Raw genomic sequence first — 14,352 nt, 5'->3', positions numbered from 1 at the left:
TGGCTTCAGCAAATGTCACCGCCTTGTAGTTCATTTCCTTCGCAGTAGAATAGGTCGCGCGAACGCCGGAATTCCCTCAACTTCTGGGACTCCGTCATGTATTTCGAGACGGCTTCCTTTGCCTTACCGAGCGTGGTCTGCGCCACTTCGCGCATTTTCTCGGCTTGCTCGTTGATCTGCTCACTCATGGCGCCCTCCCTTTTCAGCGTTTGCGATCCAGTTCCCGTTGAAGCAAGGCTTTGGCCGGCGGCTTACGCAGCCGGTTCGACGACCTGCTTCAACTTCTCGCGAAGCTCGTCCACCAGCACGCGCGTATTTTCGGTATAATCGATCGGCACCACGACGAGGTGCACACCGCCGCCCTTGAACGCGTTTTCGAGCGCCGGGATCAGAGAGTCCGTGCTTTCGACGCGGGAACCTTTCGCGCCGTAACTCTCGGCATATTTGACGAAATCGGGATTGCCGAACGTCAGGCCGAAATCCGGGAAACTATCCACCGCCTGCTTCCAGCGGATCATGCCGTAGGCCGAATCTTCCAAGATCAACACGACGAGGTTGAGCTTGAGGCGAACCGCGGTTTCCATTTCCTGCGAGTTCATCATGAAGCCACCGTCGCCGCAGACCGCGAGCACGCGGCGCTCGGGATACATCATTGCCGCCATCATGGCGGACGGCAGTCCGGCGCCCATTGTCGCGAGCGCGTTATCCAGCAGCAGCGTGTTCGCGACATAGGTCCGATAGTTGCGCGCGAACCAAATCTTGTACATCCCGTTGTCCAGGGCGACGATGCCGTCTTCCGGAATGACCTTTCGCACATCGTGTACGATGCGCTGCGGGGTCGGCGGCCAACGGTCCTCGGTGTTGCGGTCGGTGAGGCGTTTCAAGATGCCTTCGCGAAGGCTGAGCAACGCTCCGGCGTTGTGCAGACGCCCCTCGACGCGGTCCGCCAACAGTTCCAGGCTCGGCCCGACATCGCCGACCACCTCGCATTGCGGAAAGTAAACCCGTTCCACGTTGGCCGGTGTGTAGCTGACGTGGATCACCTGGGGACCTTTCGGGCCCATGATGAACGGGGGCTTCTCGATCGTATCGTGACCGATGGCGATAATCAGATCGGCGCGGTCAACGGCTTCATGCACGTAGTCACGCTCGCTGAGCGCGGCCGTCCCCATATAAAGATTGCTGCCGCCGGGCACCGTGCCCTTCCCCATCTGCGTCGTGAAGAACGGAATTTGGGTGCGGCGAACGAACCCTCCGATGCCTGCCGTGCTGCGGGGCCGGGACGCGGCAGCGCCGAGCATGATCAATGGCCGCTTGGCCTTGAGGATCATTTCAGCGGCGCGGTCCAGCGAAGCACGATGCGCGACCGGAATTTCAATCGGATGCTGCGCCACCATCGCGGCGTTTTCGGCTTCTTCGCCGGCAATGTCCTCGGGCAATTCCAGCAGGACCGGGCCCGGCCGCTCTTCCATGGCGATCCGAAAGGCATCGCGAACGATGGTCGGAATGCTGCTCGTGCTGACGATCTGGAGCGACAGCTTGGTCAGCGGCTTGAAAGCGCTGACGACGTCGACAATCTGGAATTTGGCCTGCCGGCTGCTCATGATGCCCTTCTGACCGGTGAGCATGATCATCGGCATGGCACCGAGCAGAGCATAGGCTGCTCCCGTCGTCAGGTTCAGCGCGCCCGGACCTAGCGTGGTGATGCATACCCCGGGCTTGCCGGTCAGCCGCCCGTAGGTCGCGGCCATGAAGGCCGCGCCCTGCTCGTGGCGGGTCAGGACCAGCTTGATCGACGAGTTGCGCAGGCTTTCCACGACATCCAGGTTCTCTTCACCGGGAACCCCGAAAACGCGATCGACGCCCTCGTTCTCGAGTGCGGCAACCAACAAATCCGATCCCTTAGCCATCGCTACTGCTCCAGATGCTTTTCTTTCAAACGCCCGCCTGCCCGATGCGATCACTTGCATCTTGTCAGCATGCAGCGACCGCGATTATCCCAATCGACGAATGATGCCCTTGGCAAAGTCGCTGGTCGAAGCCTTGCCGCCGAGATCCGGCGTACGGACTCCATCGGTGTTGAGGCACGTCAGCATCGCCTTGCGGATCCGCACAGCGGAGTCGGCGTGGTCGACGTGTTCCAACATCAGGCACGCTGCGAGCAGCAGGGCAAGCGGGTTGGCGAGGCCTTTGCCTGCAATATCGGGAGCGGAGCCATGAACGGCCTCGAAGATCGCGGCGTCGGGACCGATATTGGCGCCCGGCGCCATGCCAAGCCCCCCAACCAGGCCTGCAAGTTGATCGGAAAGAATGTCACCGAACAGATTCGTGGTCACAATGACATCGAACTGCCATGGATTCATCACGAGTTGCATCGCGCAGGCATCGACGATCCTGTCGTTCATCTCGATCCGGCCTTCGAACTCCTTGGCGACCAACTGCCCACATTCCAAGAACAGGCCTGTCAGCGCTTTCAGGACATTTGCCTTGTGAACGATGGTGACCTTCTTGCGCCCATGCTTTTGGGCATATTCAAATGCATATCGGGCGATCCGCATGCATTCAGCGCGGGTGTTGATTCCTTGTGAGATCGCAACGGCGCGCGGGTCGTCCCCGACCGCGATGAAATGTTCGAAAGCAACATAAAGACCTTCGATATTTTCGCGAATCAGAACGATATCGATATCTTCGTAACGTCCCCCGGGAATCATGGTGCGCACCGGACGGACGTTGGCATAGAGCCCGAACTCCTCGCGCATGCGCACATTTACGCTTCGAAATCCACCGCCCACGGGCGTGGTCAGCGGTCCTTTGAGAGCCAATCGCGTGCGACGAATGCTGTCGAGCGTCGCTATCGGCAAGGGATCGCCGGAGGCCTCGATGCCCGCAAGTCCGCCAACTTGTCTGTCCCACTCGAATGGTGCCTTGACCGCGTCGAGCACTGCCAGCACGGCGTCCATGATTTCCGGGCCGATTCCGTCACCGGGAATCAGCGTCGCTGGAATTTGCTTGCTACTCGCCATCGGTATTTCCCCCAAGAGCTTGAATTTGTTCAGGCAGCCAACTGCCTCAGAACGAAGTTGAGTATCCCGCCGTGACGGAAGTATTCGAGCTCGTCGAGCGTATCGATCCGGCAGAGCACCGGGACCTCACGCCTGTTGCCCTCGGGCGAGACGATCTCGACCATCAACGTCTGCCGCGGTTGCTGCAAATTGGCTAACCCCGGGATCGAAACAGTCTCCGCTCCGGTCAGGGCCAGCGACTGCCACGAGGTACCGGGTTCGAACATGAGCGGCGCCACCCCCATCCCGACTAGATTGGAGCGGTGGATACGTTCATAGCTCTCCGCCACGATGGCGCGGATCCCTAACAGCCGCGTACCCTTTGCAGCCCAATCGCGGGACGATCCGGTGCCGTACTCCTTACCGGCGAAAATCACCAGCGGCACGCCTTCGGCCGCATAGCCCATCGCCGCATCGTAGATAAATCCTCGTTCCTTTTCGGGATATTTGACGGTCAATCCGCCTTCGACAACTGTGCCGGAGTCGTCACGAACCATCTGGTTCTTGATCCGAATGTTTGCGAAGGTGCCTCGCATCATCACTTCATGGTTCCCGCGGCGGGTCCCGTACTGATTGAAATCGGCTGGCCGCACTTGATGCGATTGCAGATACGTACCGGCCGGCGACGCTGTCTTGATGGAGCCAGCCGGAGAAATATGATCCGTGGTAATGGAGTCGAGGAACAGGCAAAGAATGCGTGCGTCGACAATGTCGCGAACCGGCTCCGGCTTCATCGCGATGCCCTCGAAATACGGCGGATTCTGCACGTAGGTCGACGCCATATTCCACTTGTAAGTCCGGTCAGCCGCAACATTGACAGCCTGCCAGTTGGCGTCGCCGGCAAACACGTTTGCATATCGGGTCTTGTAGAGATCGCCGGTGACATAGGTCTGAACCAGCCGCTCGATTTCCTCGTTGCTCGGCCAGATGTCTCTTAGAAATACCGGCTGGCCGTCATGATCATGGCCCAACGGTTCCTTCGTCATATCGACCAGAATCGATCCGGCCAGCGCATAGGCGACAACCAGCGGCGGCGACGACAGATAGTTTGCCCGCACATCCGGATTGACGCGACCTTCGAAGTTGCGGTTTCCCGACAGCACGGCGACCGACACGAGTTTGCCTTCGTTGATCGCGCTGGAAATATCAGGTGGCAACGGCCCCGAATTGCCAATACATGTCCCGCAACCGAATCCGACGAGATTGAAGCCGAGCGCATCGAGCGATCCCTGCAAGCCGGCATTGGCGAGATATCCGGCAACCGCCTGCGATCCTGGAGACAGTGACGTCTTAACCCAAGGCTTGGTTTTCAGCCCCTTCGCAACAGCGTTGCGAGCAAGAAGGCCCGCGGCCAACATAACGCTCGGGTTCGACGTATTGGTGCACGAGGTGATGGCGGCGATGACGACATCGCCGGTACCAACCGCAAAATCAGCGTTGGCGACCGCCACCCTTTTGGAATTCGTCGCTGCATATCCCACAGCGATTGACTGCTCGAATCCTATCTTGACATCGTCCAGCAGAACGCGGTCCTGCGGTCGTTTCGGCCCGGCGATGGAGGCCTGAACGGATGCGAGATCCAGTTCCAGTACGCTGGTAAACTCCGGATCGGCCGTCGTGCTGTCCCGAAACATGCCTTGCGCTCGACAATAGGCCTCAACAAGCGCAATGTGATCGTCCGACCGTCCGGTTGTTCTCAAGTAATCGATCGTCTTGGCGTCGACAGGAAAGAAACCGCACGTCGCACCGTATTCGGGCGCCATGTTGCTGATGGTCGCCCGGTTGGCGACTGACATGTCGTCCAGTCCGGCGCCAAAGAATTCGACAAACTTGCCAACGACGCCATGCTTTCGCAGCATCTGCGTTATTGTCAGGACCAAATCGGTTGCCGTGATGCCCTCACGCAGTTGACCGCTCAGCCTGAAGCCTACGACCTCGGGTATCAGCATCGACATCGGCTGCCCAAGCATCGCCGCCTCGGCCTCGATACCGCCTACGCCCCATCCCAACACGGCGAGGCCATTGACCATCGTCGTATGGCTATCGGTTCCTATCACCGTATCGGGATAGGCCCATTCGGCTCCCGTTTTGCTATCGTTTGCAGACCACACGGTCTGAGACAGCAATTCGAGATTGACCTGATGGCAGATTCCTGCGCCGGGCGGCACTACGGTCAAATTGCGGAACGAGTTTTGCCCCCATTTCAGCAACTGATAGCGCTCGGTGTTGCGCTGATATTCGAGCGCGACATTCCGTGACAACGCTTGATCCGTACCGAAATGGTCAACCACCAATGAATGATCGCACACCAGATCAACTGGTATCAGCGGGTTTATCTTTGCAGGATCTCCACCCAGCGAGAGCATGGCATCACGCATCGCTGCTAAATCCACCAGCGCCGGAACTCCGGTGAAATCCTGCATCAGGACGCGCGCCGGACGGAATGCGATCTCGCAGTTCGCTTTGCCCCTGTCATCGAGCCATCGAACAACGGCTTCGATATCCGCGCGGCTAACCGTGCGGCCATCCTCGTTTCGGAGCAGGTTTTCGAGCACAATCTTGAGTGAGACCGGCAGTCGGCTTGCTCCGCTCAGCCCCTGACGCTCGGCCTGGGGAATGGACGCAATGCGGTAGCTTCGATTGCCAACGCCAAGAACCTGTTGCGCGCCGAAGCTGTCTGACTGTCGAGTCGTCATGGCGAAGTTTTCTCTCCGGAGCGAGTGAAAGGAATTTTTCTGGCATCGAGCACGGGAAGCCGGCTGAGCGCAGGTTTCCCGTCTGTTTCAGGCGGCTTGAGCCGCCTGGGGAATCTCGTCCGGCAGAGCGAGATAGCCCCCGTCTAGTTCCCGCTTGAGAACGGCTTTGTCCAAGGCGCCTTCCCAACTCGCCACAACGACGCAGGCGACAGCGTTACTGCAGATGCTTGTTAACGCTCGTGCTTCGGACATGAAGCGATCAATTCCGGCGATGATGACCACGCCCGCCACCGGAACGGTATCCGGCATCGCAGCCAACGTCGCGACCAGCGCCGCGAAGCCGCTCCCCGTCACGCCCGCGGCGCCTTTTGACGTCAGCAGCATCACGAAAATCATCGAGAGTATCTGCCACTGCGTGAGCTGGATATCCATCGCCTGGGCCAGGAACACCGAAGCCAGCGTCAGATAGATCGCCGTACCATCAAGATTGAACGAGTATCCGAGCGGAAGTGTAAGACCAACGGTACCCTTGCTGCAGCCGAGCTTCTCCAGCTTGTAGAGCATCGCCGGCAGGACTGGTTCCGTAGACGACGTGCCGAGAACAACCAGCAATTCTTCCCTGATATAGCGAAGCAGCTTCCACAGACTGAACCCGTGGAATCGCGCCAGAATTGCCAAGACCACGAACACAAAGAAGATGCTGGCGACGTAGAACGTCACTATTAGAAGCCCGAGATTGCCAACCGATTTGATGCCGTTCTTGGCAATGATGAATGCGATTGCACCGAAAGCACCGAACGGAGCAAGCTTCATCAGGAAACCGAACGCTGCAAAAAGTGCGGTCGAGAATGATTCCAGTCCGCCCAGAAATGGCTGACCCGCCTTGCCCGCCCGTCGAAGCCCGAAGCCGGTGATGATCGAGATGAAGAGCACGGGCAGAACTTCGCCCTCGGCGAACGGCGTGAAGAAGCTTTGCGGAATGATGTGAAGCAGCACATCGATGAAATCGAGCGGCTTCGCATTCTTGGCATAGCGAGCAGCCTCGCTCGGATCAATTGACGAAGCGGCAATGTGCATGCCTACGCCTGGCTTGATGGTTTCAACCGCGACAAGCCCGGTAACCAAAGCAATGATTGTGAGCACATAGAACAGAGCCATCGCCTTCAACAAGGTTCTGCCTATGCTCTGGTCGCCACCTACGGTGGCAATGCCGATTACAATGGTACAGAAAACCACAGGGACGATCATCATCTTGACGATCTTGATGAAAGCGTCCCCCATCGGCTTGAACAGCGCGGCGAACTCCGGAACGAAATGCCCGAGAGTGACGCCGAGGATGACGCCAAACAAAACTTGGAAGTACAACTGCATGTAGAAAGGCTTGGGAGGCCCTCCGTGCGCGGTCGGTGTGACTATCATTTGGCGTCTCCCTCGAGATCGGATTGATTGTTACTTTTTTATTTTTTTTTGTCGGTGTCGGTCTTACGCGGCCGCGGTCGACGCAAGATAGATTTCTGATGCCTTGACCAAAACGTGCCCTTCGAACAACCGTCGTGCGGTTCGCACGACATAGGCTGCCGGCTCCACGTAGTCGGGGTGATGATCGAGCGTCACCTCAAGCCGCCCGGATGGATGCTCGATTCCAAACATCACAGGCAGGGCGTGATCCCCTACAATAGCATGAGCCAGCGTACCCGCAGTTACCGCGGCCGTCGCTACCGCGACCGAACCGGTAATCGCAAGCGCGGCGTGACAGGAATGCGGCATGAAATAGCGGGCGCTGATTGTGCCACCCTTAGCCGGAGGCGCAATCAAGACTGGCTTTGGAATGACTCGATCCGCAGCATCCGGAATGCCCATCAGTTTACCCGCCTCGATGCGCAGCGCTTCGAGCCGGCGCATGAACTCGCGATCGGCACTGAATTCGGCCGGCGTCTCGTAACCCGTCTTTCCAAGATCCGATGCCCGGATAAGGACAACCGGCATAGCCGCGTCGACGCAAGATATCTCGATGCCGTCCACCAGATCGAGCGGACGGCCGGTAGGCAACAATTTACCCGTCTTCGAGCCGGCAGCGCCAAGGAATGCGAGATGGATAGGCGCCGCCGTCCCCGGGACGCCATCGATAGAGGCATTGCCGTCGTAGACGACCTGACGACCCGGAGTCGCCACTTTGGCCTCAATCAACTTGCCAGTGTTGACATTGAAGATGCGCACGCGCGTCTCGCCATCTTGCGCAGAGACCATACCGGCTTCGATGGCGAAGGGGCCAACCCCGGCGATCATATTGCCGCAATTCGGCGAGGTATCGACCAGGCGTTGCTCAACCCTGACCTGGGCGAACAAGTAGTCGACATCGGCGCCAGGAACCCGCGATGGACTGACGATCGCCACCTTGCTGGTGAGCGGATGTCCGCCGCCAATCCCGTCTATCTCCAGAAGATTTCCGGCACCCATTGCGGAAACCAATACCCTGTCACGCGCTTCGATCTGCGTCGGAAGATCAGACGCGATAAAATAGGGACCTTTTGAGGTTCCTCCTCGCATCAATACACATGGAATACGAACCAAGTCGTCCACTCTACTTCCTCCGAGAAGTATATCTTTTTTTTATATTCATTTTTACTTCAAAAATTATGCTATTATGCAAGTATCGGATTGTCCAATGTCGATTTTCGCTGTATCGATGCGTCATGCGCATCAACTTCGAGCTGCTAGACATTCGGGCCTTTCTCGCGATCTACGACATCCGCAACTTCCGTCTCGCTGCGGAAGCAGTGGGTCTGTCGCAACCCGCGCTGTCGCGCAGAATCCAGGCTCTCGAAGCGTCGCTCGGCGCGCCATTGCTGGAACGATCACGGCGAGGCGTTTCGCCGACAACGATCGGACGCGAACTCGAACCGCTGTTGCGCCGAGTTATCAGCGATCTCGAATCCTCGATCCTCGCCTCCGGCGACATGGGGCCAAAGCAGCACGGGCGCATCACCATCGCGTCGATACCAACGGCGGCGATCGATTTTCTGCCGAGGGTGATCGAGGAATTCAATCAGAGCTATCCCAACATCCGATTTCGGATTCTCGATCTGTCTTCGAACGAAGGGCTCGAGGCCGTCGTTTCCGGGGAAGCCGAATTCGGAATCAATATTCTGGGATCGACACACCCCGACATCTTGCTTACACCGCTGATGATCGATCCCTTCGTGCTGGTGTGCCGTCGCGACCATCAACTGGCACAGTTTGCCACCGTGTCATGGGCCGATGTCACCGAGCATCGTCTGATCGGCGTGAGCCGCGAGAGCGGAAATCGCTTTGTCCTGGACAACGCGCTTGCACAAAACAGCATTCAAATTCGCTGGGCCTACGAGGTCAATCACGTCTCGACTGCGATGGGCTTGACGGATAGAGGCCTCGGTGCGTCGATCCTCCCCTTGTTGGCCGCGCCGGTGAAATCAAATCAAAATATAACAGCCGTGCCTATCATCGAACCCAAGATCACGCGAACCATCGGCTTGCTCCAGCGACGCGGAGCCCACCTGTCGACGGCCGCGCGGGCTTTTCGAGACAAGTTGATCTCGAAATGGCCTCAAGAAACACAATTACCGAGCGGGCCGTGATCGAGCACTCGCGAGTCGGATGCGGAGTGACGAGGTCCGTGCTCGTTTGCTACTGACAGCAGTGAACCCCGAAGCCCAAAGGTCGGAGCCTTTCCGGAAATGCTAGTGGGCTTGTCCGTCTGGGCAGGACCCGAATAGGCAATATTGCGCGAAATGGGAATTCTTAGCGCCCCTCCGATGGGGCTTCATCTCCTTTTGCGCCTTAGGTCGATGCAAGCAGCGCGTCAACCACCGAGGTCATCGCTCGATCTGAGACGTTCGATGGCCTTCAGGTCATGTATAGTGATGGATGTGTAACTGGCGGTCGCGATGCCCTCCTTTTCGAGGCTTTTCAGCAGGCGATTGATGGTTTGGCGGCCTACACCAATCATCACCGCCAGATCTTCCTGCGACCGCCACAAATCGATCACCAGGCCGTCTTTTGTTCGGCGCCCATGGCTTTCGGCAAGCCGCCATAGTTCCTGTGCCAGCCGATGAAGCGGACGGCGGTTGCGGGGAATGATGAGATTCTGGATCGCGACACGCAGATGATCACAAACCATGCGGACGAATGCCGCGTGAAATTCAGCACTCTCTGCCGAGAGCGAATTGAATCGCTCTTGGCTGAGGTGGAAGAGGACGGTCTTGCCCACGGCAAACGCATCGTAGCCATAAGGTCGACCGTCGAGCGCGGATGTGGCGCCAATCCAGGAACCGGGTGAGCTAAGCAAAAGAAACGATGGAAGTCCGGACAGGGAAAAGCTGGTAAGCCGCACTTGCCCTGAAATGAGGGCGATCAACCCGTCGTTGCTGTCGGTGGCCGAATATATCAGCGAATTATTCAAGCTTCGAGCGCGGCCGAGGCGCAGGATTTTATCCGCCAGAGAGGGAGGAAGGCCGGCAAACCATTTGTTCTTTCTCAGGACAGCCTTCAGCGCGGCTTTGTTCATCATCGGCCCCAGCAAAAAATCACACAGGATTGTCGCCTTAGCGACACTTGCGACCCCGATCTCACCCTAGCAAAGAGCTTTGGATGGCAGCCCCCCGCCGAAGAATAGGCGTAAGCCGCGACCTCGCCTGGATGGGGACGTACAAGCCTGAATTTATCCTCAGGAGGGCAATATGAACAACCGTATGGCCGGTCCCAGTGGAGCAGTAGCTAAAGGAAAGAAGCCACCGCTTTTCCTCCTCGTCTCCGAACTCCGTGCGGCAGCCGAATTCACCGCAATGATCGCGACCCTGCCAGCGCTGTTGACGGCCCCCCGAGGCGACGGACACCCGGTGCTGGTCATACCGGGATTTCTCGCCGGCGATCTCTCCACCATGCCCCTTCGCCGGTATCTTTCGACACTTGGCTATCATGTGCATCCCTGGAGCAGGCAGTCCGCCCAGTCGCCTTGTCCTGATTTTCCCTTGAACTCTGACCTCGGAATCGTTGGCATGTGCATCAGCGAGTGATTGAAGTAGAGGAAGAACGGCTTTCCTGCGTCTACGCTGCGCTTCATGAAGGCCTTGCTGCGTGTCAGGAACTCACGGTCGATGTCGCGTCTTACGTCGAGGTCGAGTTGCTTGACGGCTCGCGGATCGCGGTCGCCCCTACGGGCCTCAAGCATGTTACTGGTGCCGTCACGCTTGGGATCGTACCAGGGATCCGTAGGCCATAGCGACTCGTCCCATGTGCGCGGCGGGCCGTACCATTCGTCAAAGCCATGATCGGTCGGCCAGCGCCCTGTCGATTCCCCGATATGCCATTTGCCGACGCACGCGGTCGCGTATTCACGCGCCGACAGTACGTCTCCCATCGTTCGCTCCCAGGCCACCAGTCCGCCTTCCTCGCCGGGAAGGGCCACCGTGTGATTACCGGACCGGATCGCATAGCGGCCAGTCATTAGCGCTGAGCGGGACGGCGTGCACTGCGCCTCGGGTGCGAAGTTCAGCAGCTTCATGCCTTCGCCGGCGAAGGTATCGATGCGGCGGGTATCCGCTCCGCGTAATATTCCGCCGCCGTAGCAACCCAATTCGCCGTACCCGAGGTTATCGACGAGGAAGTAGACGATGTTGGGCGGACCGGCTGGTGTCGGCCGGGGCTGCGCGTTCGCTACGTCCGATGATGCGGCCACCGTGATCGCTGACGCAGCCGCTAGGCAGCACTTGCCAACAAAACATCACGTCTGTTTGGATCTTGACGCTCACTGTCTGAAGGCTCGTCACTCATCAGAACACCCTACTGCGCCACCGATCCCTCTCCCGCTGTCACGGGGAAGCCTATAGCGGAAACACCACGCGTCAATGTCCGTTTCGGGTCATTTTCGGAACTCACTGCGCCCACGCGCGAGGTCAGCTTCACCTACATCAACGGACATCGTCAGCGCGGCGGCGCTGGTCCGAAAAGTGCCAACAGCGGAAGTCGCGGTTGCTGCTTACTCTATCAAATCGCGCCTGCCGCGAGACGGGATTAGCCGAAGCGAGAACGGTTGAGAGACGGCGCGTCACTCTGGAAGGCCGGCTTTGCGGAGGCTGTCGATAAGCAATCCAGCCGGCAATTGACGGGTGCGGGCGACCCATTCGGAAATGCCTTTACGGGTTACCCATTCGGAAATGCGAAAATCGGGTTCGATCGCGAGTAAACGGGCCGCTGCCTCCCTCGCTTCTGCTTCGCGTCGTAGATGAACGAGGGCCGACGCAAGGCAACGATAGGCTATCGCAATAAACGGGCTCTCGCGGAGAATAGTCGGGTTCTCGCGGAGAGCATTCTTGGCCGCGGCAACCGTCTCATCGAAACGCCCAAGACCGATGAATGCAGCGCTCATTCCTGCAAACGTTGAAAAACGCCACGGATCAAATGGGCTTAGTCGAATGGCGCGATCAAAGCTCCGGATCGCCTCTTCAAGCTCCCCCGCTGATAGGTAAGTCCAACCTCGCGCTTGCCATACGTAATTTGAATTGGGGTTTAAGGCGACCGCACGGTCCACCATTTCCTTTGCAGTTTCGAAATCGAGAGACAAGTCAGCCGTTTCGCGGCCGAGTATACCCAATGCCAGGTAGTCGTTCCCGTCGATAATGAGTGCCAGCCGGAGAAGCCTAAATCCTTCTGCAATTTCCGACTTCGGATCGGCCGCCCATCCCTGATGTACATTTCGGAGGTGGCATTCCCCTGCAAGGGTCGCAGCCCGACCGCACCGAGGGTCAATCTCCAACGCGCGAGAGGCAAGCCGAAGGGCTTCGTCCGATCCGCCCCGGGTCCATAACTGGAGCTGGTAGGCTCGAAGCCATAGGTCGTAGGCGCTGAGATTGTTCGGCCGACGTACGGCCAGATCGATTTCAGTTTGAAACATCCTTGGTAAAATGGCAGAAACGACACTCTCGGTCATCCGATCCTGCAGAGCAAAGACATCGCCCAGGTCACCTTCCAATTGATCGGCCCAAAGGTGCCTCCCGGTCGCGGCATCGATCAGTTGGCCGATGATGCGGACTTTTCGGGCTGCCTTACGGACGCTGCCTTCAAGCACGTAACGGACGCCCAGTTCGCGCCCGATCTGCTTGATATCGACGACTTTGCCTCTGTAAGTAAAACTCGAATTGCGCGCGATCACGAATAGAGATTTGAACCGTGACAATGCTGTCGTGATTTCGTCCACCATGCCGTCGGCGAAATAATCCTGCTCGGGGTCACCGCTCATGTTTTGGAACGGCAGTACTGCAATTGAGGGCATTTCGGGGAGCGCGAGAACTGGTTTCGGCGGTTCTATTGGGTTGTCGGCTGTTGCTGCGTCTGCGGACCTCTGCGCTTCCACAACTAGTCCAACAAAACGAAAGCCCTTGCGCGGCAATGTTTTGATGAGGCGCTGTTCCTCGCCCGTATCGCCGATCGCGCTCCGGGTGACATTCATGCGGGTCGTGAGCGCCGCATCGGTCACGACACGGCCGTTCCAAATGGCGTTGATGAGGTCGTCTTTAGTGACAACGCGCTCCCTGTTTCGGATCAGGTAATCCAGCAGGTCGAATACCTGCGGAGCGACGGAGACGACGTCTGCCCCGCGATGCAGCTCGCGCCGGTCAGTGTCGAATGCGTACTCCTCAAAGAGATAGCGCAAGCTGCTAATCCCTTAGGCGGCCTCGGATCATCGGGGCCCATTACCGGTTACAACGCAAAGAATAAGCCGCTGATGAGGAAAATGTAAGCCATATATCAAGCGCTTTCGCTCATGCCTTGCAAACCTTTTGCTAGCGGAAACAACATTTAGGAGATGTCGCCATGAGTACGACCTACGGTGCAACGGGGCTAGGACAAACGGCCGCATCGACGCGGCGCGTCTCTAGCTTTTTCAAGCGATATTGGAGTGCGTTTCAGGAAGAGCGCAAACGCCAGAGGTTACGAGCCACCTTGTGCGATCTAAGTGACCGGGAGTTAATGGATATCGGCACTACGCGCGGCGAGATCGACTACGTGGCCTCGAACCGAGGTATAGATCCGCAAGGCACCGATCCGCCGGATGGAACGGATATCTAGCACGGGCTGGATAGCCACACGATCAGACGCACCGTTTCCTGGGACCGGCTTCCGCATGGGGTCAATCGCGTCGGTTTGATGATGTCCGAGTCACTTCCGCTTCACCCCTCATAGCCGACGTTCGCCGGGAGGATCAGCAGGTCCGAAAGGTGCCACAAGCTGACGCATCGCAACCGTCCGAAAAGAGCACACAGATCGTCTGAACGTGGCGGCCCTACCTCCGCTGAATATTGATGATTACGCAGTTTGGACCTTGCCACATCCCGCTATTCAAGCATTTGTTTTTCCATCCGATGCAGGAGTTGGCATCCAGATCGACCATCTTGCTTCGCAGAGTATCATTCGGCGTGACGGGACTGTTGAAATAGGCAACGCACGCGGCAGCAAGTTCTGAGCATGTTGAAAGGGGCGGTTCGCGCGACGCGCATGGCGAAAGAACTTCTTGAGCGCTTCCGTCGCGGCCGGTGAGACACAGTGTCAGTATGGACGTA

The 14,352-nt window shown here is 58.1% G+C and carries 11 protein-coding genes; 2 read left to right on the top strand and 9 right to left on the bottom strand.

The genetic code is table 11. The features are described from left to right. Positions 1-5 precede the first annotated feature (5 nt). The 6 genes from ACVWVY_RS17680 to ACVWVY_RS17655 form a co-directional block, all read right to left on the bottom strand. A complete protein-coding gene (locus ACVWVY_RS17680; RefSeq protein ID WP_456627572.1) occupies positions 6-188 on the bottom strand; it encodes a hypothetical protein in 183 nt (60 codons plus the stop codon). Between the two features lie 63 nt (positions 189-251). After that, the gene (locus ACVWVY_RS17675) at positions 252-1,910 is read right to left on the bottom strand and encodes an acetolactate synthase large subunit (RefSeq protein WP_456627571.1); all 1,659 of its coding nucleotides are present in this window, start codon (positions 1,908-1,910) and stop codon (positions 252-254) included. Between the two features lie 84 nt (positions 1,911-1,994). Continuing rightward, complete coding sequence (locus ACVWVY_RS17670) at positions 1,995-3,023, bottom strand: isocitrate/isopropylmalate dehydrogenase family protein (RefSeq protein ID WP_456627570.1); 1,029 nt, start codon at positions 3,021-3,023, stop codon at positions 1,995-1,997. Positions 3,024-3,052: 29 nt separating this feature from the next. After that, on the bottom strand, positions 3,053-5,758 hold the full coding sequence (gene acnA, locus ACVWVY_RS17665; RefSeq protein WP_456627569.1) for an aconitate hydratase AcnA: 2,706 nt from the start codon (positions 5,756-5,758) through the stop codon (positions 3,053-3,055). Positions 5,759-5,845: 87 nt separating this feature from the next. Then, positions 5,846-7,177, bottom strand: coding sequence for a C4-dicarboxylate transporter DctA (dctA, locus tag ACVWVY_RS17660; protein WP_456627568.1), 1,332 nt, complete (start codon positions 7,175-7,177; stop codon positions 5,846-5,848). Between the two features lie 63 nt (positions 7,178-7,240). Beyond that, complete coding sequence (locus tag ACVWVY_RS17655) at positions 7,241-8,338, bottom strand: 4-oxalomesaconate tautomerase (protein ID WP_456627567.1); 1,098 nt, start codon at positions 8,336-8,338, stop codon at positions 7,241-7,243. Between ACVWVY_RS17655 and ACVWVY_RS17650 the strand changes: the two genes are divergently transcribed. Next, complete coding sequence (locus tag ACVWVY_RS17650; protein ID WP_456627566.1) at positions 8,314-9,372, top strand: LysR family transcriptional regulator; 1,059 nt, start codon at positions 8,314-8,316, stop codon at positions 9,370-9,372. The genes ACVWVY_RS17655 and ACVWVY_RS17650 overlap by 25 nt on opposite strands. A gap of 224 nt (positions 9,373-9,596) precedes the next feature. Here the strand turns inward: ACVWVY_RS17650 and ACVWVY_RS17645 are convergent, their stop codons facing one another. The 3 genes from ACVWVY_RS17645 to ACVWVY_RS17635 form a co-directional block, all read right to left on the bottom strand. Next, entirely contained in the window at positions 9,597-10,301 is a 705-nt protein-coding gene (locus ACVWVY_RS17645; protein ID WP_456627565.1) for a Crp/Fnr family transcriptional regulator, read from the bottom strand. A gap of 408 nt (positions 10,302-10,709) precedes the next feature. After that, positions 10,710-11,471: a sulfatase-like hydrolase/transferase gene (locus tag ACVWVY_RS17640; protein ID WP_456627564.1), complete on the bottom strand. Its 762-nt coding sequence runs from the start codon at positions 11,469-11,471 to the stop codon at positions 10,710-10,712. A gap of 369 nt (positions 11,472-11,840) precedes the next feature. Beyond that, complete coding sequence (locus ACVWVY_RS17635; RefSeq protein ID WP_456627563.1) at positions 11,841-13,445, bottom strand: winged helix-turn-helix domain-containing tetratricopeptide repeat protein; 1,605 nt, start codon at positions 13,443-13,445, stop codon at positions 11,841-11,843. Between the two features lie 161 nt (positions 13,446-13,606). On the opposite strand from ACVWVY_RS17635, the gene ACVWVY_RS17630 reads away from it, so the two are divergent. Then, on the top strand, positions 13,607-13,861 hold the full coding sequence (locus ACVWVY_RS17630) for a DUF1127 domain-containing protein (protein ID WP_456627562.1): 255 nt from the start codon (positions 13,607-13,609) through the stop codon (positions 13,859-13,861). Positions 13,862-14,352: the final 491 nt, after the last annotated feature.

The sequence above is a fragment of the Bradyrhizobium sp. URHC0002 genome (genome assembly GCF_054059515.1).
The sequence above is the reverse complement of the archived record's forward strand: the minus strand, read 5'-3'. Positions and strand labels throughout refer to the sequence as shown.